At 59.6% G+C, this 20,496-nt stretch carries 22 protein-coding genes; 13 read left to right on the top strand and 9 right to left on the bottom strand.

Annotated elements, in window-relative coordinates; translation table 11 throughout:
• Positions 1–10: 10 nt before the first annotated feature.
• Positions 11–718: a GntR family transcriptional regulator gene (locus GWQ31_RS19165; RefSeq protein WP_021139530.1), complete on the top strand. Its 708-nt coding sequence runs from the start codon at positions 11–13 to the stop codon at positions 716–718.
• Positions 719–805: 87 nt separating this feature from the next.
• Here GWQ31_RS19165 and norR read toward each other — a convergent pair whose 3' ends face one another.
• Positions 806–2,335 carry a nitric oxide reductase transcriptional regulator NorR gene (gene norR / locus GWQ31_RS19160; RefSeq protein ID WP_275910029.1) on the bottom strand — a complete coding sequence of 510 codons (1,530 nt, stop codon included), beginning with the start codon at positions 2,333–2,335 and terminating at the stop codon, positions 806–808.
• A 171-nt stretch (positions 2,336–2,506) separates the two neighbouring features.
• On the opposite strand from norR, the gene norV reads away from it, so the two are divergent.
• From norV to GWQ31_RS19120, 8 genes are all read left to right on the top strand, one after another.
• The gene (gene norV, locus GWQ31_RS19155) at positions 2,507–4,039 is read left to right on the top strand and encodes an anaerobic nitric oxide reductase flavorubredoxin (RefSeq protein WP_275910028.1); all 1,533 of its coding nucleotides are present in this window, start codon (positions 2,507–2,509) and stop codon (positions 4,037–4,039) included.
• Positions 4,036–5,202: an NADH:flavorubredoxin reductase NorW gene (norW, locus tag GWQ31_RS19150; RefSeq protein ID WP_275910027.1), complete on the top strand. Its 1,167-nt coding sequence runs from the start codon at positions 4,036–4,038 to the stop codon at positions 5,200–5,202. The genes norV and norW overlap by 4 nt, the downstream gene beginning before the upstream one ends.
• A gap of 51 nt (positions 5,203–5,253) precedes the next feature.
• A complete protein-coding gene (locus GWQ31_RS19145; RefSeq protein ID WP_271787179.1) occupies positions 5,254–5,595 on the top strand; it encodes a DUF1971 domain-containing protein in 342 nt (113 codons plus the stop codon).
• Positions 5,596–5,711: 116 nt separating this feature from the next.
• The gene (locus GWQ31_RS19140; RefSeq protein WP_275910026.1) at positions 5,712–6,929 is read left to right on the top strand and encodes a 4Fe-4S binding protein; all 1,218 of its coding nucleotides are present in this window, start codon (positions 5,712–5,714) and stop codon (positions 6,927–6,929) included.
• Between the two features lie 289 nt (positions 6,930–7,218).
• The gene (locus GWQ31_RS19135; protein ID WP_059113627.1) at positions 7,219–8,445 is read left to right on the top strand and encodes an aromatic amino acid transporter; all 1,227 of its coding nucleotides are present in this window, start codon (positions 7,219–7,221) and stop codon (positions 8,443–8,445) included.
• 202 nt (positions 8,446–8,647) lie between these two features.
• On the top strand, positions 8,648–9,028 hold the full coding sequence (locus GWQ31_RS19130; RefSeq protein WP_256686300.1) for an amino acid-binding protein: 381 nt from the start codon (positions 8,648–8,650) through the stop codon (positions 9,026–9,028).
• A 24-nt stretch (positions 9,029–9,052) separates the two neighbouring features.
• Positions 9,053–9,730 carry a metalloregulator ArsR/SmtB family transcription factor gene (locus GWQ31_RS19125; RefSeq protein WP_275910025.1) on the top strand — a complete coding sequence of 226 codons (678 nt, stop codon included), beginning with the start codon at positions 9,053–9,055 and terminating at the stop codon, positions 9,728–9,730.
• A gap of 63 nt (positions 9,731–9,793) precedes the next feature.
• A complete protein-coding gene (locus tag GWQ31_RS19120) occupies positions 9,794–10,093 on the top strand; it encodes a hypothetical protein (protein ID WP_275910024.1) in 300 nt (99 codons plus the stop codon).
• Positions 10,094–10,187: 94 nt separating this feature from the next.
• On the opposite strand, the gene GWQ31_RS19115 is transcribed toward GWQ31_RS19120, so the two are convergent.
• The 3 genes from GWQ31_RS19115 to GWQ31_RS19105 all read right to left on the bottom strand — a co-directional run bounded on the left by GWQ31_RS19115 (position 10,188) and on the right by GWQ31_RS19105 (position 12,535).
• Positions 10,188–10,664 (bottom strand): DM13 domain-containing protein, encoded by a 477-nt coding sequence (locus GWQ31_RS19115; protein WP_275910046.1) that lies wholly within the window; start codon positions 10,662–10,664, stop codon positions 10,188–10,190.
• A 159-nt stretch (positions 10,665–10,823) separates the two neighbouring features.
• On the bottom strand, positions 10,824–11,600 hold the full coding sequence (locus tag GWQ31_RS19110) for an EAL domain-containing protein (RefSeq protein ID WP_275910023.1): 777 nt from the start codon (positions 11,598–11,600) through the stop codon (positions 10,824–10,826).
• 137 nt (positions 11,601–11,737) lie between these two features.
• Positions 11,738–12,535 carry a hypothetical protein gene (locus tag GWQ31_RS19105; RefSeq protein WP_275910022.1) on the bottom strand — a complete coding sequence of 266 codons (798 nt, stop codon included), beginning with the start codon at positions 12,533–12,535 and terminating at the stop codon, positions 11,738–11,740.
• A gap of 342 nt (positions 12,536–12,877) precedes the next feature.
• On the opposite strand from GWQ31_RS19105, the gene GWQ31_RS19100 reads away from it, so the two are divergent.
• Complete coding sequence (locus GWQ31_RS19100; protein WP_275910021.1) at positions 12,878–13,384, top strand: AAA family ATPase; 507 nt, start codon at positions 12,878–12,880, stop codon at positions 13,382–13,384.
• A gap of 161 nt (positions 13,385–13,545) precedes the next feature.
• Here the strand turns inward: GWQ31_RS19100 and GWQ31_RS19095 are convergent, their stop codons facing one another.
• The 3 genes from GWQ31_RS19095 to glyQ form a co-directional block, all read right to left on the bottom strand.
• Positions 13,546–14,328, bottom strand: a complete 783-nt coding sequence (locus GWQ31_RS19095) for a hypothetical protein (RefSeq protein WP_275910020.1) — start codon at positions 14,326–14,328, stop codon at positions 13,546–13,548.
• 236 nt (positions 14,329–14,564) lie between these two features.
• Entirely contained in the window at positions 14,565–16,634 is a 2,070-nt protein-coding gene (glyS, locus tag GWQ31_RS19090) for a glycine--tRNA ligase subunit beta (RefSeq protein WP_275910019.1), read from the bottom strand.
• A 9-nt stretch (positions 16,635–16,643) separates the two neighbouring features.
• Entirely contained in the window at positions 16,644–17,573 is a 930-nt protein-coding gene (gene glyQ / locus GWQ31_RS19085) for a glycine--tRNA ligase subunit alpha (RefSeq protein WP_010672400.1), read from the bottom strand.
• 221 nt (positions 17,574–17,794) lie between these two features.
• On the opposite strand from glyQ, the gene GWQ31_RS19080 reads away from it, so the two are divergent.
• Both GWQ31_RS19080 and GWQ31_RS19075 read left to right on the top strand, forming a co-directional pair.
• Positions 17,795–18,367: a DNA-3-methyladenine glycosylase I gene (locus GWQ31_RS19080; RefSeq protein ID WP_275910018.1), complete on the top strand. Its 573-nt coding sequence runs from the start codon at positions 17,795–17,797 to the stop codon at positions 18,365–18,367.
• 254 nt (positions 18,368–18,621) lie between these two features.
• Entirely contained in the window at positions 18,622–19,278 is a 657-nt protein-coding gene (locus GWQ31_RS19075) for an OmpA family lipoprotein (protein WP_275910017.1), read from the top strand.
• 122 nt (positions 19,279–19,400) lie between these two features.
• Here the strand turns inward: GWQ31_RS19075 and GWQ31_RS19070 are convergent, their stop codons facing one another.
• Both GWQ31_RS19070 and tusA read right to left on the bottom strand, forming a co-directional pair.
• Complete coding sequence (locus GWQ31_RS19070) at positions 19,401–19,748, bottom strand: RidA family protein (protein WP_275910016.1); 348 nt, start codon at positions 19,746–19,748, stop codon at positions 19,401–19,403.
• 19 nt (positions 19,749–19,767) lie between these two features.
• Positions 19,768–20,013 (bottom strand): sulfurtransferase TusA, encoded by a 246-nt coding sequence (tusA, locus tag GWQ31_RS19065; RefSeq protein ID WP_005320582.1) that lies wholly within the window; start codon positions 20,011–20,013, stop codon positions 19,768–19,770.
• 281 nt (positions 20,014–20,294) lie between these two features.
• Between tusA and GWQ31_RS19055 the strand changes: the two genes are divergently transcribed.
• A complete protein-coding gene (locus GWQ31_RS19055; RefSeq protein WP_005320579.1) occupies positions 20,295–20,486 on the top strand; it encodes a hypothetical protein in 192 nt (63 codons plus the stop codon).
• Positions 20,487–20,496 lie beyond the last annotated feature (10 nt).

Genomic DNA, 20,496 nt, shown 5'->3' with positions numbered 1-20,496 from the left:
AGGTCTATCAGTGATCTATAAATCGGTGGCAGATCGGCTGCGTATCCGGGTCAATGGCGCGGATTGCCGGGTGGGAGACGTATTGCCGAGCGAGAAAATGCTGGCGAGCCAGTTCGGCGTGTCACGCATGACGGTGCGCAAGGCAGTGGACATGCTGATCGAATGGGGGCTGGTGGCGCGGCGCCACGGCAGCGGCACCTATGTGACCAAGAAGGATGTCCAGCATGAGACCAAGGGGCTGAGCGGCTTTACCGAGCTAATGCGCGATCAGGGTCGTCTGCTCACCAGCAAGGTGCTGGAGTTTCGTACCATGCCGGCCCCACCGGCGATTGCCAGCCAGCTCAGGGTCAAGGTAAACGAGCCCGTCTATTTCTCCAGCCGGGTGCGTTCTGTGGACGGTCGGGCCCTGCTGGTGGAGGAGAGCTACATGCCGGTGCGGCTGTTTCGCACCCTGTCGGTGGCCCATCTGGAGGGCTCCAAGTTTGCCTATATCGAGAACGAGTGCCAGCTCCCCATCGCCGGCAACTACGAGAGCTTCAGCGCCGTGCTGGCCGACCGGCAGATGGCCGAGCTGCTGCATATCGAGCAGGGGGCGCCCATCCTGCGGCTGACCTCCCTCTCTTATGGCGAGAACGGGGAGTTTCTCAACTACTCCATCATGTTTCGCAACGCCAACGACTATCACGTTGACTACCACCTGCGCCGTGCCCGCGACTGATGGACCATGCTGTTGCACCTGTCATCGCATAGGCACCACGACCCCCCCCTCGTCAGAGGGGGGTTTTGTTTATGGGCGGGGTGCGTCTCAGGGCTTGAGGCCGAGCCGTCTGGCGAGCCGGTGCAGGTTGCCGCCGTCCATCTCCAGCGCTCGGGCGGTGGCGGCCCAGTTGCCGTGCTGGGCTGCCAGGGTCTGCTCGATCAGCCGGAGCTGGAAGGCATCGGTAGCCGTGCGCAGCCCCATGCCAGCCGTCATCTGCTGCGCTGCCTGTTCCACAGGAATGCGGCTGGATGAGGGGGCGCTGCCGGTGGCAAGGTTGAAGTGGTGGCAATCCAGTGCCGGGGCCTGACTGCCCTGCTCGGCCCGCGCCAGCACGGCGGCTCTGTGGATGGCGTGCTCCAGCTCCCGCACGTTGCCCGGCCAGTCATAGTTGCCGAGCAGTTGCAGCGCCCTGGGCTCGATGCGCAGCCGCTCCAGCCCCAGGCTGACCCGGCAGCGTTCGCAAAAATAACCGGCCAGCAGGGGGATGTCGTCCGGCCGCTCCCGCAGGGCGGGGGCGTGGATCGGGAAGACGCTCAGGCGGTGGTAGAGATCGCTTCGAAATTGCCCCTCGACCACTGCCTGTTTCAGATCCCGGTTGGTGGCGGCCAGGATACGCACGTTCACCTTGAGGGGGGTGTCGTCACCGATGCGCTGCAGATCGCCGTATTGCAGCACCCGCAGCAGCTTGGCCTGCAGCGACAGGGAGAGCTCGCCGATCTCGTCCAGGAACAGGGTGCCCTTGTCGGCCAACTCGAACTTGCCCGCCCGGTTGTGAATGGCGCCGGTGAAGGCCCCCTTCACGTGGCCGAACAGCTCGCTCTCCGCCACCGATTCCGGCAGGGCGGCGCAGTTGAGATAGACAAGGGGCGCGCTGGCACGGGGTGAGCCCTGATGCACCGCCTTGGCGATCAGCTCCTTGCCGACCCCCGTTTCCCCCAGGATCAGCACGTTCAGCTCGGAGCTCGCCACCACGTTTATCTCGTGGCGCAACCGGTCCATGGCCGGGGAGCGGCCAATCATCTCGGGCTGGCCCGGCCCATTCTGGGTAGAGGGAGCGAGGGGTTCGCTGCTCTGGCGGGCGAGCCGTTCCAGCAACAGGGCGTTGCTGAGGGCGGCGGCGGCCAGGGCGCCCACCAGTCGCAGCTCCTCGTCGCTGATGCCGTCGAACTGGGTCGGGTTCATGCCATCTATGGTCAGGGCGCCGATGAGCGTCTGATCCGAAAACAGTGGCAGGCCGACGCAGGCGTGCACCCTGAAGTCGTCGTGATCCGGGATCAGGCCGTCATAGGGGTCGGGCAGGTTGCTGTCGGCGGGGAAGCGCACCACGTCACCGGCACGGGCGATGGCCTCCATGCGCGGATGGTCCGCCAGCGCGAAGCGGCGGCCCAGCACGTCCTGCATCAGGCCGTCGATGGCCAGCGGTATGAACTGGCCCCCCTCGTAGCGCAGCAGGGCCGAGGCGTCCGAGTGCAGCAGGCTGCGCACGCTCTGGATCAGACGGTGGAACCTGTCCTGATGGGAGATGCCGAGTTGCAGGTCGAGGGCGATGCGCGCCAGGCTGTCGGTTGAAATCACGAGAATTGTCCAAATGACAATGTCTTTGTGTTTTTGACTATGAATGGTAAGTGTCTAAATGACAATGCCTGAAATACGTTTTCTATAAAAACAATGAGTTATGAGTTGGCACGTCAACTGCAATAGTCCGTTCAGTCGCACATTCGCTATTGCATTCTGAGGAACAACTTGATGACCATTCACGTCAAAAACAACATTCACTGGGTCGGCCAACGGGACTGGGAGGTGCGCGACTTTCACGGCACCGAGTACAAGACCCACAAGGGCACCAGCTACAACAGCTATCTCATCCGCGAAGGCAAGAACGTGCTGATCGATACGGTCGATCACAAGTTCAGCCGCGAGTTCGTGCAGAATCTGGCGGCCGAGATCGATCTCGCCTCCATCGACGTTATCGTGATCAACCACGCCGAGGAGGATCATGCCGGTGCCCTGACAGAGCTGATGGCCCGCATCCCGGGCACCCCCATCTACTGCACCCACAACGCCATCGATTCCATCACTGGCCACCATCATCATCCTGAGTGGAATTTCCACCCGGTGAAAACCGGCGACAGCCTGGATATCGGCAACGGCAAGCAGCTGGTGTTTATCGAGACTCCCATGCTGCACTGGCCCGACAGCATGATGACCTATATGACGGAGGATGCGGTGCTCTTCTCCAATGACGCCTTCGGTCAGCACTACTGCGACGAGCACCTGTTCAACGATGAGGTGGATCAGGTTGAGCTGATGGAGCAGTGCCAGCGCTACTACGCCAACATACTCACCCCCTTCAGCCCGCTGGTGACCGCCAAGATCAAGGAGGTGCTGGGCTTCAACCTGCCGGTGAGCATGGTGGCCACCTCCCACGGCATCGTCTGGCGCGACGATCCCACCCAGATCATCCTGAAATACCTGGAGTGGGCCGACCACTACCAGGAGGATCGCATCACCCTCTTCTACGACTCCATGTCCAACAACACCCGCATGATGGCCGATGCCATTGCCCAGGGCATCCACGAGGTGGACCCCGGTGTGGCGGTGAAGATCTACAACGTGGCGCGCCACGACAAGAACGAAATCCTGACCCAGGTGTTCCGCTCCAAAGGGGTGCTGGTGGGCTCCTCCACCATGAACAACGTCATGATGCCCAAGGTGGCGGGCATGCTCGAAGAGATCACCGGCCTGCGCTTTCGCAACAAGCGTGCCTCGGCCTTCGGCAGCTATGGCTGGACTGGCGGCGCCGTTGACCGGATCCAAACCCGGCTGATGGATGCGGGTTTCGATATCAGCATCTCCCTCAAGGCCAAGTGGCGCCCGGATGGTTCGGCCCTGGCCGACTGTCGTGAGCATGGCCGCCAGCTTGCCCGCCAGTGGGCGCTGCACCCGCTTGAGGCGCCCCGTCCGATCATCACAACTAGCGCCGCAGCGGCTCCGGTAGTTGAGGCAGGAGTTGTGGTTGAGATGAGTGTCCCCGCTTTTTCTGGTGCGATGGAGATCCCGGCATCTCGCGGCGTGGCCCCGACCACCTGCGAGCAGGACGATGACCAGCCCATGCTCTGCACCGTCTGCCAGTGGATCTATGACCCGGCCCTCGGTGAGCCGGATCAGCTGGTGGCTCCGGGTACCCCCTGGGCCCGGGTCCCAGACAGCTTCCTCTGCCCCGGCTGCGGCATCGGCAAGGAGGTATTCGAGCCCTGCGCGGTGGAGGCCTGTGTATGAAGGCTGCGACTCTGAGTGAGGCCGGTGTCAGCCGGGAGATATTGGTGATCGGCAGTGGCTTCGCTGCCCAGCAGCTGGTCAAAAGCCTGCGCAAGCTGGATGCCGAGCAGCCCATCCGCCTCATCACGGCCGACAGCGGCGACGAGTACAACAAGCCGGATCTCAGCCACGTGGTGAGCCGAGGTTGCACCGCAGCGGCCATGACCCGGCTGAGCGGCAGCGACTTTGCCGAGCAGCAGCGCATCGCGTTGGTGCCCCACTGTCCCGTGCTTGGCATCGATCCCGCTCGTCGTATTGTGATGACCGGGCAGGGGGAGTTTGCCTATGGTCAGCTGGTGCTGGCCACCGGCGCCAGTGCGGCCCGCCCCTACCTGCCTGGCAGTGAGCATCTGGTGACCCTCAACAGCCTGCAAGAGTACGCCGCTGCCGAGGGGCCAATCCAGCAGGCCAGCCGCATCATGGTGCTGGGGGCAGGACTGATTGGCTGCGAGCTGGCGATGGACATGGCGAGCGATGGTCGCGAGGTCACTCTGGTGGATCTGGCCGACAGCCCGCTCAGCGCCCTGTTGCCGGCAGTGCTGAGTCAGCCACTGCAGCAGGCACTGCGCAGTCAGGGGGTCAGTCTGCAATTCGGGACAGGTCTCGCCAGGATGGATACCCAGCCGGGCGATGGCTGGCGCGTCACCCTGAGTAACGGGCGCGTCAGCGAGCAGGATCTGGTGATCGCCGCCATCGGCCTGAAGCCGAATCTGGTACTGGCACAAGCCGCCGGGCTCGTGGTCGAGCGCGGCATCCTGGTCGACGACAGCTTGCAGACCAGCGCTCCCCATATCTTCGCACTGGGTGATTGCGCCCAGTGGCGGGGACAGCTGCTCCCCTTCCTGCAACCCATAGTGCTGGGGGCCAATGCGCTGGCGCGTACCCTGCTTGGCATGCCGACCCCACTGACCCTGCCGTCCATGCTGGTGAAGGTGAAGACGCCGCGTTATCCCTTGCAGCTGGCGGGCCGCACCAAGGGCGAGGATCTCACCTGGCAGTGCCGCTGGAACAGCCAGGGCATGGTGGCCGAGGCGCACGGCGAGGATGGCGAGCTGTGCGGTTTCGTGGTGGGAGGTGATCAGATGAGTGCCGCCTTCCCGCTGCTGCGCCAGTTGCCCCGTTGATTCATTGATAACACCAGGTCGGGTTGACCCGGCCACTTGAGGAGAATTGCTATGTCCATGCAACTTATTCCGTCTCACTGGGTGGTGCGTCGTTCCACCCCCTTCTTCACCCGCAAGAATGTGCCCCAGGCCCTGCTCAGCCACCACAACACGGCGGCCGGAGTGTTCGGCCAGCTCTGCGTGATGGCGGGCACAGTCACCTATCACGGCTTTGCCGACGAGCAGGCCGAGGAGCCCGAAGTCAGCCTGGTGATCCGGGCCGGGGAGTTTGCCACCAGCCCGCCCCAGTACTGGCACAGGGTCGAGCTGTCGGAGGATGCCCGCTTCAACATCCACTTCTGGGCCGAGCAGGCAGAATCCGATCAGCCCCTGTTCAACAGCCGCAAAGGGTGAGAACGGGTGGGGGCCAATCCGGGTGAATGGCCCCCTCTGCCCATGCAGATCAAAATAATCAACTCAGATGTTGGTTATTCTGTGCCCCTGAGTTGAATGAGTGCTGTGGGGGAAGAATGAGTGTGTTCGAAGCCGTGACCCTGGCCGGTGGCCTGGTCTATCTGGTCCTGTTGCAATGGCAGGCCGGGCCCGGCTGGTCATGGCGCCTCTCCATCGGCTTGCTGCTCGTCGGCTGGCTGGTGGCGGCGGATCTCACCCTCTGGCTCGCACTGGGGCTGGTGGTTGGCACCCTCAGCCTGTTTCATCGCTACAAGCCGCTACCGATGCCAAGCGAGATCAACAGCCAGCCGCTGCGGGAGTGGACCCGCCATCTGCTGCTGCTCTGCTGGGGGCTGGTGACTGTGCAGTATGGCCTGCATATCTGGCAACTGGGGCAGGGGATACCTCCCTGGCTGGTGCGTCCGGACGTGGTCGACGGCTTCCTGCCCATCGCCGGTGGGCTCGGGCTGCGGGCCTGGCTCAGTCAGGGCATAGTGGACCCCCATCATCCGGCTGCCACCATCACAGTGCTGGTGCTCTGCCTGTCGGCCCTGCTGCTGGGGCGGGCCTTCTGCGCCTGGTTCTGCCCGATCGGGCTGGTGGGTGAGTGGCTGCATCGTCTGCGCAGTCGATTAATGGCGGGGGAGTGGACGCCGCCGCGCTGGCTCGATGCCGTGCTGCGTTCCCAGAAATTCCTGGTACTCGGCTTTTTGCTCTTCATCATTCTGCTGGCGGTGCCCGCTGCCGCCCTGCCCGGCTATCTCGCCAGTCCCTATCATCAGGCGGCGGACATGAAGATGGGCGCCTTCTTCTTCAATTTGAACCTCATCTCCGGCCTCTGTCTGAGCTGGGTGTTTCTGCTCACTACCCTTTTTCGGCAGGGCTTCTGCCGCTACCTCTGCCCCTACGGCGCCTGGCTCGCCCTGCTGGGCTTGTTGACCCCGCTGCGCATTCGCCGCGACCCGGCCCGCTGCCTGCGAAGCGTTGGCCATGACTGCGACAAGTGCAGCCGGGCCTGCCCGTCCCGCATTCAGGTACATCAGCTGATCGCGGTGCGCAGTCTGGAGTGCAGCAGCTGCCTGAGCTGTGTCGCCGCCTGCCCCAAACGGGCCGATGCGTTGCACCTTGGCAGCAAAACGAGCAGGCTCACTCCTCGCTGGCTGCTGGGTATGCTCTGCCTGCTGTTGTTGATACTGCCGCTGCTCTCCTACGGCCTGCTGGATATCTGGGTCAGCCAGACACCGCTGGCGGTGCGGGCTCAGCTGCTACAGCTGTTGCCCCAACTGGCTCATTGAGTACCGATGCGCCAGTTGCAGGCGGTCTGTTGAGGGGCCGCCGGGCGCTCTGAAGATGCATCCGCATTTGATACCTGAGGGGTAGCAGGGTAAAGTCCCTTCCCCGACATGATGGCCCTGCTGCCATGTCGTGCCGGCAGCTAGCCCCGGTCACACCTTGCTTCGCTTTCGAAGCAGCAAGCACTGGGCGCCGGCAGCATAGATGAGCGCGATCTACCATGACAACCGGCGTAGCAAATGCAACGGTCCGCGGTCGCGATCAGATCAACAATCGTCTTTGGAGAAGTAAATGGGACAGAAACCATCTTTGGTGGGCGGGGCATGCATCATTGCCGGCGTCTGTGTGGGGGCCGGCATGCTGGGCTTGCCGAGTGCCGGGGCGGGCGCCTGGACCATCTGGTCCATCCTGGCCATTACCCTGACTATGGTGGTGATGACGGTCTCCGGCTGGATGCTGCTGGAATCCTATCAGGGCTATCCGCTGCGGGTGTCGTTCGATACCGTGACCCGGGAGTTGCTGGGAGAGAAGGTCAACGCCCTCAACAACATCACCGTCTACTTCGTCGGTGGCATACTGCTTTACGCCTACATCACCTCGGCCGGTCTCATCATAGATGGGATGACGGGGATCGGCAGCCACTGGGCCTCAGTTCTGTTCACCCTGGGCTTCTCCGGGCTGGTATGGCACTCGACCCGGGCTGTGGATCGCATCTCGGTCGTGCTGGTCATCGCCATGGGGCTGAGCTTCGTGTTCGGCATCTCGGGTCTTTCCCTCAACATCAAGCCGACCCTGTTGTTCGATACCCTGAGCGAGCACGCCAGCTATGCACCCTATGCGCTTGCCATGCTGCCGGTGGCACTGACCTCGTTCGGTTATCACCACTCTGTCTCCTCCATGCGCGCCTATTACGGTGAGGAGCGCCGTGCCCGTTACGCCATTCTCGGTGGCACCGCCATAGCGCTGCTGTTCTACCTCATCTGGCTGGTGAGCGTGTTTGGCAACCTGCCGCGCAGCGAGTTCGGGCCCGTGGTGGCGCAGGGCGGCAACGTCGACGTGCTGCTCAAGGCCTTGGCTTCGGTGATAGAGTCGGAGGCCGTCTCCAACGCCCTCAACCTCTTCTCTATGGCCGCCATCCTCTCCTCCTTTATCGGGGTAGGTCTGGGGGTGTTCGACTATCTGGCGGATCTGTTCAAGTTCGACAACAGCCCCAAGGGCCGCGCCAAGTCATGGGGCGTGACTTTCCTGCCACCGCTGCTGCTCTCCCTGCTGTTCCCGTTCGGCTTCCTGATGGCCATCGGCTACGCTGGCGCAGTGGCGACCCTCTGGACCTGCATCATACCGGCCCTGCTGGCCTGGAAGGTGCGCGCCGGCAAGAGCGAGCAAGGCGGCAAAGGCGATGGCTTTCGCGCGCCGGGCGGCCTGCCGATGATAGTGGGGGTCTTGCTGTTCGGTGTGCTGACCGCCCTCTTCCACCTGCTCAATATGGCGGGCCTGCTGCCTGTCTATACCGGCTGATCAAGCCTGGCCAGTCCCACCTGCACTTGTGGGGGATCAACAAAACGGCGCCTTCGGGCGCCGTTTTGGTATAAGGCCAGTGCCCCAGTCTTCCTTTGCATCCTGGCCATGCGCCCAACAAGGGCACACTTCGCTCGCCATCGAAGCGTTGCCGCTGCATCCCCCTTAATCTGCTGATTCTTATCGCAAAGGAGAGGCAAGGATGTACGATATTCACGTGATGTTGCCCGATAACCCGGGCTCGCTGGGGCAGTTTGGTCTCTTGATGGGACGGGCAGGCGTCAGCCTGGAAGGCGGGGGCATGTTTACTGCGGGTGGAGCAGGTCATGCCCATTTTCTGGTTGAGAATGGTGCCAGGGCGGCTCAGGCTGCAGAGCAGGCAGGTCTGGAGGTGGTCGCCGTACGTGAAGTGCTGGTGCGCCGTCTGAAACAGGAAGTACCGGGTCAGCTTGGCGCCATCTGCAGCGCCTTGGGGGATGCATCGGTCAACATCATCATCCTGTACAGTGACCATGCCAACCAGCTGATACTGGTGACGGATGATATCGACAAGGCCCGCACTGTCACGGCCGAGTGGCAATAGCAACGACGAGCAGAGCGTAGCGATATGAGCGAACAGGACACCCTTGAACAAGGTCTGGCACAGGTGGCGGCCGCCATTGCCGACAGTAGTCGCGCCCGCATGCTGTGCGCCCTGATGGATGGCCGTGCCTGGACGGCCACCGAGCTGAGCACTGTGGCCGAGGTGTCGGCATCCACTGCCAGCAGTCACCTTGCCATGCTCCAGCAGCAGGGACTGGCGGCCTGTGTCCGGCAGGGCAAGTATCGCTACTACCGCATCGCGAATCATGAGGTGGCGAGGGTGGTGGAGCAGTTGATGGGGCTGGTAGAGCAAGGTTCTCTTCGTAGCAAGACCCCGGAACGACTGCGCTTTGCCCGCACCTGTTATGACCATCTGGCGGGCGAGCTGGGGGTGAGACTCCATGACAGCCTGATTGCCCGAGGTTGGCTGGACGCCAGCAGTTATGCCCTGACTCCTGAGGGGGAGCACCATTTCGCGCAGCTTGGGGTTGATTGCCAGCCGAGTGGCAAGCGCCACTTTGCTTGCCACTGTTTCGACTGGAGCGAGAGGCGCATGCATCTGGGAGGCGAGCTGGGAACCCGACTGCTTGCCCATTTTTTGGACAAGGGGTGGCTGGTGCGAGGACTGGGTAGTCGTGAGCTGATCCTGACCGCCCGTGGCCAGCGGTTGCTGCAACAGCAGTTCGGGGTCGTGCCACTGTAGTCTGCCATTCAGCTGGTTTGGGCTATAGTTTGGTTCTCTTTGGAGCCTGACTAGGAGATGGCTATGGCATGGACTATCGTTGATTCTCAACCCCGGATCCTCTACAACAAGGACAAGCATGTTGCTGTGACCCCGTCGGCCATGAGCAAGTATCACGAATGGCGGCGGGAGATCGAGCGCGGCTCGGATCCCAAGAGTGCCGCCGGCAAGGTCGGCGATATGCACTACGAGCAGCTGAGCGGCAACAACAAGGGGGTCTACACGATCCGGCTCAGTCAGGAGCACAGGGTCGCCTTTACCATCAATGGCACCCTGCAGCAGGTCAAGGTGATCAGCATTGGCGGCCACTTCCCTCCGAGTTAGTGTGAGGGGGTGTGCTGCAACAAGAAAAACGGCGCCTTTTGGCGCCTTTTTTGATGGTGAAAACCAGCCGACTGGGGGCCATCTGACATCGAACTCAGCGATAGCGGGCTGCTGTGATGAATTGGCCGAAGGTTTCACACCAGACGATCACGCTGCTGTAGCGGGCTGGATCGATGCTGGTGGGCAGTGGCACGATAAAGTTGTCAAAGGTTTTGACCGGCCCGACGTGCACCATCTGTGCTTTCAGGCGGGAAAAATCCGCCTCGGTTTCGACAAATTCCGGTGATAGATAGAGCTGGTAATCGGGCCCAGGTGCCAGCTTGCCCATCAGGCTGATGGCATCGGGCCCAATGCTCACCTTGCCTTCCCCCCAGTGCAGCCGGTCGCTGTCTTTGAGATCCCGACGAAAGGTGCCGCTGAAACTGGCCTGCTGCTGGCTGGCCGCTACCGCGTCACTGCTCGGTGCGGGTGGCGCGATCAGTATGGGAAGGGTATAGATGCCGGCTGCAAACCCCAATCCCCCGATCAGCAGATGAGTCGCCAGCAGCAGGGCCAGGGTCTTGCGTTGCATCATGTCTCTCTCCTTGATAAATGGATGACAATGCCGCTAGCAGCGGCATCCCCACAGACGGGTCACGCTGCTCGCCATCATGCTCCCGGGTAAGGTGAGCGATGGGGTGGATTATGATGATCGATAGTGGGGCCGATTGCCTGGCTCACCTCTCCCGCTTTACAGAAGGGCATCGAAGTCCACGGGGGGCAGTATTTCGAAACCGGGTTTGGCAAACAGATAACCTTGCATCAGGTCTATCCCCATATCCTGCAGACATGCCATTTCATCCCGGGTTTCGATCCCTTCCGCCAGGGGGGTGATGTTCAACTCCTCAAAGAGGGCGAGACAGTGACGCACAATGGCCTGGCGGACCTTGTCTTTATCGATCCCCCTCAACAGATGCATATCCAGCTTGATGATGTCTGGCAGAAAATCTGCCAGCAGATTGAGACTGGAATATCCGGCGCCAAAGTCATCCATCGCCGTCTTGAAACCGAGTGCCTGGTAGTGATCCACTATGTGGCGAATATGCTGGTTATCCGCCACACGCTCCACTTCGGTGAACTCGAACATGATCTGCTCGATGGGAAACTGGTGCTCCCGCGCGGCTTGCAAGGTGGTGCGGATGCAGCGCTCCGGACGATAAACCGCATTGGGCAGGAAATTGATGCTCAGCATTCCCTGCATCTTGAGTTTGGCCGCCAGTGCAATGGCTTTGATCCGGCAAAGCTGATCAAAGCGGTAGCGATTGTCATCGTTGACCCGTGAAATCACTGAGTGGGCGGGTTCGTTATTGATCCCCCTGACCAGCGCTTCATAGCCAAATATGGTGCGGGTGCGACAGCGGATTATGGGTTGAAAGGCCATGGTGAAATCGAAGCCGAGATCCCCGCTTTCCTGGCACTGCTGGCACTGCTGGCACGATAGCTGGGGGGGAGCAGAAGGTATGTCCATGCTTTCCTCATACAGGGGGACTGGTGAGCCGGAGCGCGATATCAAGCCTATATCCAGCTTCAAATGATAACAAGTCTGGATGGCGCCCGGAAAACGGCCTGCCAACAGGTGAATTTGCTGCCATTGAACACTAAACGCTATCTGCCGGAAAGAGGCCAGGCCGGTTGCCAGGGTGTGCTCTCTTGCAGCGCTTGTTGTTGATAACGGGCTATGGCGCCTTCCTGTTTCATCTGGCGGATAACGAGCGCCAGCTGGGCCACCAGGGTTTTATGTTTCTCGTGCAGATACACATATGAGTCAAGGGTATCCATGATGCCTGCGGAGTAGATCCTGGTGCCGGCTTCAGACCTGGTGATAAGCGCGGCTATAGCCTGCTTGGCTACCATGGTTTGCTCAATATAGAGATCGCTGCGCCCCTTGAGCAGTTTGCCCATTCCCTGATCCACAGTGCTGATATCAAACAGCTGGGCGGGCGCCACCACCCTGGACAGTGCCAACTCTGGCAACTTGGCCCCGCGGCGGTACTCCACCCGATAAGAGGTGCCGAGCAGGCTGCTCCACCCCTTGAGCTGAATACCCGGAATGGCGGCATACGCCTCATAGGAAAGGGTGAAGTGGGATTCGGGGACTTTCAGCAGATGGCGGGTTTGCAGTTGATATTCGGTGGCACGATGTATCTCGCCATCGACCTCGCCACTTTCGGCCATATGGGGGGCTCGCCCGCCCGGGTAACCGGCATAGATGAAGTCGTAGCCAAGGCGCGCAAAGGCATCCTGATAAATCAGCTTCAGCCAGCGGCCGTACATGGACTCCTTGGTATCCAGCGAGCTCACCAGAGTGATGGTGCCTTTGGTCGGTGCGCCCATTACCAATGAAGCGTGCAGCAGGAGCAGCATGGCAGAAAAGAAGAGGCAGAAGCTGGGTCTCTGCAGCATGAATTTCCCTGATGGTCAGCGGCTATTAACAGGAGGTTGCTTTCATCATCCTAGCCCACGGCCGTCGCCGATTCAGTTTTTTCGGGGGTGAACCGTGCCTGAAAAAGTGATGAGTGGGCCGGCTATGTTACGCCCGGTCACGGCTCGGCGCGACTGGCGTGATCCGGCTCGGCAGGACATGGAGGGGGAGTGAGTTGTCAAAGGCTGGAACTAGGTGAGTGTCCCAGTTTTGGTCAGCTTTGTGTCGTGGTGATCGGGCGAGCGTACGGCATACCGGCGCTGGACTCAGGGCCTTCATCGCGGAGAGAATGCCGGCAAGCTTTTTCATCACAAGGGAACACGATGCTGATTATCTTCAGTGGTTTGCCGGGCAGCGGAAAGAGCACAATTGCACGCGCGTTGGCCAAGCGGTTGGGGGCTGTCTATCTGCGCATCGATACCATAGAGCAGGCCATTCGTGACGCTGAACGGACGGGTGAAGAGATGGGGCCCGCCGGGTATTTCGTTGCCTATGAGCTGGCCAGAGAGAACCTGAAACTTGGCTCTATCGTCATCACGGATTCCGTTAACCCCATCCAGCTCACCCGGGATGCTTACCATGACATCGCCCTCTCGGTCGGGGTGCCCTGTCTCGATATCGAGGTCGTCTGCACCAATCCGAGCCTGCACCGCGAACGGGTCGAGAGCAGGACGGCCGATATTGCGGGGTTTGCATTGCCGGACTGGCAGGCTGTGCTCGACCGTGACTATGAACCCTGGGACAGGGAGCGCCTGATACTGGATAGCGCCACCCTGTCGGTAGCCCAGAGCGTGGAGCGGATCATTGCCGCGTTGGCACAGGAATCGTAGGTTCGATTAGCGCAGCGTAATCGGACGAACGAGAGGCTTTTGTTCCTGCGAGTCAGGGGCGGCCAGCCGGAGTTGGAAATTAGGCTGGCTGTGATAGCGGGAGAATCCATCATCTGCTGGGATGAGGTGGGTGTCACAACTTTTTATGCCCTACGGGCAACTTAGGTAAAGTCTAACATCACTGGAAATTTGATTAGACCAGCAGCTAAAAGCATTAAAATTATTGTTGTCATAGCGATTATTTCCTGTAATCGTTTATTTTCAGAGTGTTTTCTCTCTACGTTTTCATACTCCTCTAAAGTTGAAATGGCTTTCCCTGTTATTTTATACCTACCACCACCAAGCCTTAAGATTTCCCCAGTCTCAATAAATGATTCAACATAGAGTTTCAGAATTCCTTTTATTCTATTTTTATCTGGATGATTGATTAATCGAAGTGAGTGTAGACCCAACATAAGGTCAACTATATTGAACTCTTCTCTCTTATAGAGATGTCTTTGAATAAGGAATTTAATCACTTCAATTCTTTTATGCGCCTGCAATGTTTTGCGATTGTATGCGTATTGTAAGGTTCTATCTATGACTGATAAAAAACTCATCTTTATATGAATGTATGAACTGAAGTCTTTGATAAAGAATTCTATTAGGCTACTAAATGAAATATCGTAATATCCTTTAAATTTTGTAATTTCTATCGTGGAAGTATCGAGTGTAGAAAGATGCATCTCGTATGGTACTCTTTGTTCTGATCTCTGGTCATAAATATAACCAGACAAAATATCCCCACAGATTCTTTCAACCCAAAAGCTTTGGTCTTTATCTATTTGTATCTTGACCGCATAGCAATCAACTTTGGCTCCTTCTTCTCCAGAGCGAGGTATAGTTTGTGGTGCTGGTTTTTTTAGGGCGTGTCTAAAGAATGCTCTAATGAAAATGGGGCGCATATATATCTCTTGTATAAATAAAAACAAAACTTACACGTGACAAACACTATATTTTTGATGATGAAAATATACAAGGACAAATGTGTTGTTAATCAATTTTTCAATTCATGGTTACAGTGCTTAGTTGCATATAGTCATGAGTACGTACATTTTTTAGGTTTTTTCACATTGATACTTTTGTAAATTGAAGCGGCGCCTTTCGGCGCCGTTTTTACTATTACTCAACCCAACCAACATCACTGCAGCAGGGAGATATCCGCGACTTGCAGGAACAGGTTGCGTAGGTTGTTCAGCAGCGCCAGACGGTTGGCCTTGAGGGCCTCGTCGTCGGCCATCACCATGACTTCGTTGAAGAAGGTGTCGACCGGCTCGCGCAGGGCGGCCAGACGGGTGAGGGCTGCCTGATAGTCACCGGCAGCGAACAGCGGCGCCAGTTCGGCTTGCAGGGCAGCAACCTGGGTGGCCAGCGCCTTCTCGGCAGCGTCCTGCAGCAGTTCCGGTTTGACGGCAGTCGGCAGTTCGCCTTCCACCTTGGCCAGAATGTTGCTGACGCGCTTGTTGGCAGCAGCCAGTGCCAGTGCGGCATCCAGACTGCGGAAGTGGCTGACGGCCTTGACGCGGCGATCGAAGTCCAGCGGACGGGTCGGGCGGCGGGCCAGTACGGCCAGCACCACATCGGCACCGATGCCTTCGTCCTGATAGGCGGCGCGGAAGCGGCCCAGCATAAAGTCGACCACGTCGGTGACGACGGTTTTGTTGGTCAGCTTGTCGCCGTAGACGCGTACCGCTTCTTCAACCAGTTCAACCAGATCCAGATCCAGCTGCTTCTCGGTCATGATGCGCAGAGCACCGATGGCGGCGCGGCGCAGGGCGAAGGGGTCTTTATCGCCTTTGGGCAGCATGCCGATGCCGAAGATACCGGCCAGGGTGTCGAGCTTGTCGGCCAGCGCAACGGCGCAGGCTTCCAGAGCGGACGGCAGGGCATCACCGGCGAAGCGCGGCATGTACTGCTCGTTCAGGGCCACGGCCACCACTTCGTCTTCGCCATCGTGACGGGCGTAATGCATCCCCATCACACCCTGGGTGCTGGCGAACTCGCCGACCATGTTGGTCATGAGATCACACTTGGAGAGCAGACCGGCACGCTTGGCCTGAGCCACGTTGGCACCGATGCGCTCGGCGATGAAGCCGGCAACGGTCTCGATGCGCTCGACCTTGGCCTTGACTGTGCCCAGCTGTTGCTGGAACAGCACGGTTTCAAGGCGCGGCAGGCGGGAGGCCAGCGTCTGCTTGAGGTCGGTCTTGAAGAAGAACTCGGCGTCAGACAGACGGGGGCGAACCACTTTCTCGTTGCCGCTGATGATCTGGCTCGGGTCTTTCGACTCTATGTTGGTGACGAAGATGAACTTCGGCAGCAGCTTGCCGTTCTTGTCGTAGACCGGGAAGTACTTCTGGTCACCCTTCATGGTGTGCACCAGCGCCTCAGCCGGCACGGCCAGGAACTTCTCTTCAAAGTTGGCGGTCAGCACGACCGGCCACTCGACCAGAGCGGTAACCTCTTCCAGCAGTGCGTCGTCCAGATCGGCAACACCGCCGAAGGCGGCAGCGGCCGCTTCGGCGTCAGCCTTGATCTTGGCCTTGCGCGCCATAAAGTCGGCAACCACTTTGCCTTTTTCCAGCAGGATCTGCGGGTACTGGCTGGCGTTGTCGATTTGGAACTCAGGCTCGCCCATAAAGCGGTGACCGCGAATGGTGCGGGCAGAGTCGATACCCAGAATGTGAGCGGGAACCAGATCCCCATCCAGCAGCAGGGTCACGGTGAACACCGGACGCACGAACTGGATAGTCTTGTCGCCCCAGCGCATCATTTTCGGGATGGGCAGCTTGGCCAGTGCCTGGCTAACCAGCTCGCCCAGCAAGTCTTTGGCCGGACGGCCTTCGACCTTGGCGGTGTGAACCAGCCACTCACCCTTGTCGGTGACCAGACGCTCGGCCTGTTCAACTGTGATGCCGTTGCCACGAGCCCAGCCTTCGGCAGCCTTGGTCGGCTTGCCTTCGGCATCGAACGCCTGCGCTACGGCCGGGCCGCGCTTCTCGACGCTCTTGCTCGGCTGTTCGCCGGCCAGCTCGCTTACCTTCAGCGCCAGACGGCGCGGTGAGGCAAACCACTCGACGTCGCCGAAGGCCAGATCGGCCTTGGTCAGTTCGGCTTTGAAGTTGTCGGCAAAGGCTTCGGCCAGGGAGCGCAGGGCTTTGGGCGGCAGCTCAGCAGTACCGATCTCTACCAGAAATGTATGTTGTGCCATGTCCGTTCCTTAACCTTGCTTGTTCTCGTTGCTGCCACGTTGGCACATCGGGAAGCCCAGCGCTTCGCGGGAGGCGTAGTATGCCTCTGCCACGGCCTTGGTCAGGGTGCGAATGCGCAGGATGTAGCGCTGACGCTCGGTGACCGAGATGGCCTTGCGGGCATCCAGCAGGTTGAAGGAGTGAGCGGCTTTGAGGATGCGCTCGTAGGCAGGCAGCGGCAGCGGTTTTTCCAGTGCCAGCAGATTCTGGGCTTCCTTCTCGTACTGCTCGAAGCAGTGGAACAGGAACTCCACATCGGCGTGTTCGAAGTTGTAGGTGGATTGCTCCACTTCGTTCTGGTGGAACACGTCGCCGTAGGTGGTCTTGCCCAGCGGGCCGTCAGACCAGACCAGATCGTAGACGCTGTCCACGCCCTGAATGTACATGGCCAGACGCTCGAGACCGTAGGTGATCTCGCCGGTGACCGGCTTGCACTCGAGGCCGCCAACCTGCTGGAAGTAGGTGAACTGGGTCACTTCCATGCCGTTCAGCCACACTTCCCAACCCAGACCCCAGGCACCCAGAGTCGGGTTTTCCCAGTTGTCTTCCACGAAGCGGATGTCGTGGATCTCGGGATCCATGCCCAGCTCTTTCAGGGAGCCCAGATAGAGTTCCTGAATGTTGTCGGGGGAAGGCTTGATGATCACCTGGAACTGGTAGTAGTGCTGCAGGCGGTTCGGGTTTTCACCGTAGCGGCCGTCGGTCGGACGGCGGGACGGTTGCACGTAAGCGCAGGCGATGGGCTCCGGGCCCAGGGCACGCAGACAGGTCATGGGGTGGGATGTACCGGCACCCACTTCCATATCCAGCGGCTGAATGATGGTACAGCCCTGGCGGGACCAATAGTCCTGCAGCTGCAGGATCAGGCCCTGAAAGGTTTTGACATCGAATTTTTGCATAGTGTTTTTCGCGCGAAGTGAAATCAGAGCAAGATTTGCTGAATGTGAACCGAAGGAGTATACCGTCTGGCATGGTCGGATAATAGGCGAAATTGTAGAGGATTCATGGGGCGGGGCTGCGCCGGGCCTGGTTGGCCCGGGACGGAAGCCCCCTCATGTGGCCGATGAAATCCCCTTCTCGGACAGAGAGTCGGGCAGAGAAAAATAACAGGAGACGAAGAATGGAATTGCGCTGCGCCTGGGTGACCAAGGACCCGGAATATATCGAATACCATGACAAACAATGGGGCAGGCCGGTTTATGACGCCCGCGAGCTGTTTGCCAAGCTCTGCCTCGATGGCCAGCAGGCGGGGCTGTCGTGGATCACCATCTTGAAGCGTACCGAGAGCTACCATCGCGCCTATGCCGACTTTGATCCTGTGCTGATCGCCCGGTTCGACGAGCAGGATGTAGAGCGGCTGATGGAGGACACCGGCATTATCCGCAACCGCCTCAAGGTGCAGTCGATCATCAAAAATGCCCGTGCCTATCTGGCGTTGCAGGCGCAGGGGATCGACTTCGCCGACTTCCTCTGGGGCTTTGTCGGCGGCGCCCCCATGGTCAACCAGCGGCAGGGCAACGGCGATATTCCGGCCACATCAAAGGAGTCGGATGCCATGTCCAAGGCGCTCAAGAAGCTCGGCTTCAACTTCGTCGGCAGCACGATTTGCTACGCCTTCATGCAGGCAGTGGGGATGGTGAACGATCATCTGGTCAGCTGCCCCTGCCACGCCGAGTGTCAGCAGCCCGCCTGAGGGCGCTTATCGACCGTGCCAGACTCCCGCCAATAGACTATCGGTCACGCCGAATGGCCTGGGGGGTCGGCCATCCTCTTCCTTGCGACAAGTTCGGCTGCATTTGTAGCCGAATTTGGCCCGCCAAGCGCCGCTGGCGCGCAAAAAATGCTCACTCTCGCCAGCCGTTCAGACCTGCGTCAGACAATGGCGTGATGGCGCGTTACAATCCGGCCCCCGGCATGGTGCCGGACTGTATTCATAGAGGTTTTTTCATGCGAGCCAAGATACTGGTGCCAGCCCTGGCACTGACCGTTGCCCTGAGTGGCTGTACTACCAATCCCTATACTGGCGAACAGCAGACTGGCAAGGCCGCCTGGGGGGCGCTGGCCGGCGCCGCGACGGGCGCCGCCGTGGGGGCGCTCTCCTCCAGCAAGGGGGATCGCAAGAAGGGTATTCTGACTGGCGTGGCCGCCGGCGCCGCCCTGGGTGGCGGTATCGGTTACTACATGGATGTGCAGGAAGCCAAGCTGCGCGAGAAGCTGCAGGGCACTGGCGTCAGCGTGACCCGCAATGGCGACGAGCTGATCCTCAATATGCCGAACAACGTCACTTTCGATAGCTCCAGCGCCCAGCTCAAAGCGGCCGGTGCCAATACCCTGTCCGGCGTTGCCATAGTGGTTGCCGAGTTCGACAAGACCCGCCTGAACGTGGTCGGTCACACCGACAGCACAGGCTCTCGCGATCTGAACATGAAGCTCTCCGCCCAGCGTGCCGATGCCGTAGCCGCCCAGCTGATCGGCCATGGGGTAACGGGTAGCCGTATCTCCACCCAGGGTGTGGGTCCGGATCAGCCGGTTGCCACCAACAGCACTGCCGCCGGCAAGGCTCAGAACCGCCGGGTGACCATCACCCTGATCCCGACCGCCTAAGTCGTTCCGGTTTGTGGTAACGAAAAGGCCCCGCCAGTGATGGCGGGGCCTTTTGCTATCCGGTGTTGCGGACTTAAACGGCCGCGGTGCTTGCGCCAGGGTAGCCAGGCATACCGCTCGGCTTAAACTGCCGCAGTCAGCTGCACTTCCACCTTGTAGCCTTCGTGGGCAAGGCGGGCTTGTACGCAGGCGCGTACCGGTGCCGTGCCAGCCGGGATCCAGGCATCCCACTGTTCGTTGAAGGCGGCGATATCCGCAATGTCCTTCAGATAGATGTTGGCCATCAGGATCTTGTCGACCCCGGAGCCGTTGGCTTCCAGCAGGCGCTGCAGGCTGGTCAGCACTTCGCGGGTTTGCTGGTGAATGTCGGCGTCGTCCGTGGCGGGCACTTCCACCACGTAGAGGGTGCCGTTGTGGATGACCACGTCTGACCAACGCTGGGTGGTACCGATTCGGGTAATGGCTGTCATGTTTGCTCCGAAACTGGGCTTATTGACCCTTGCGGATCAGATAGCGGTAGGGGGCCTGCTCTGTCTCGCTGGCGACCAGGGTGTGATCCATAAAACGGCAGAAACTGGGGATGTCGCGAGTGGTTGAGGGATCGTCGGCGCTGACCAGCAGAGTCTCGCCCTGGGCCATCAAGCGCACTTTTTTACGCACCATCATTACGGGTTCCGGGCAACGAAGCCCGATCGCATCCAATTCATGGGTTGCGTCGCAGAATAAAGCACTCATCAATAATCAACCTTCAACCGCACTTTCTTGCGCGCTATCGTCACGGGTTCCGGGCAGCGAAGCCCGATTGCGTCCAACTCATGGGTTGCGTCGCAGAATAAAGCACTCATCAATAATCAACCTTCAACCTATTCAGCTGCCAATGATACTCAAGGCGAAAAAATAATCAAACAATGAGGCCTGAATGCAGCATATGTAACCAAAGTGTGATCTGGCCCTACCCACATCTCGCCTTATGAGTAATATAAAAATTGAATCATATTCAACAAGGAGGTGTGAATATGCAGGTCTCCTACGGCAGATTGCAAGCCTACGCAGGCATGGGGTTCTTGGCTTTCGCCATGATAGTGATGGGCAGCCCGATCGGTAATACCGGCACCTGGTTCGGTGCCATGGTGATGATAGGGTTGGGGCTCTGGATCGAGCTCAGCGATTACTACGACGAAGATGAGGACGAGAACGACAATCCTTGAACAGTCAGCT

The sequence above is a fragment of the Aeromonas sp. 2MA4 genome (assembly GCF_029237305.1).
GTDB lineage: Bacteria > Pseudomonadota > Gammaproteobacteria > Enterobacterales > Aeromonadaceae > Aeromonas > Aeromonas salmonicida.
This window is presented reverse-complemented; position numbering and strand designations above follow the sequence as displayed.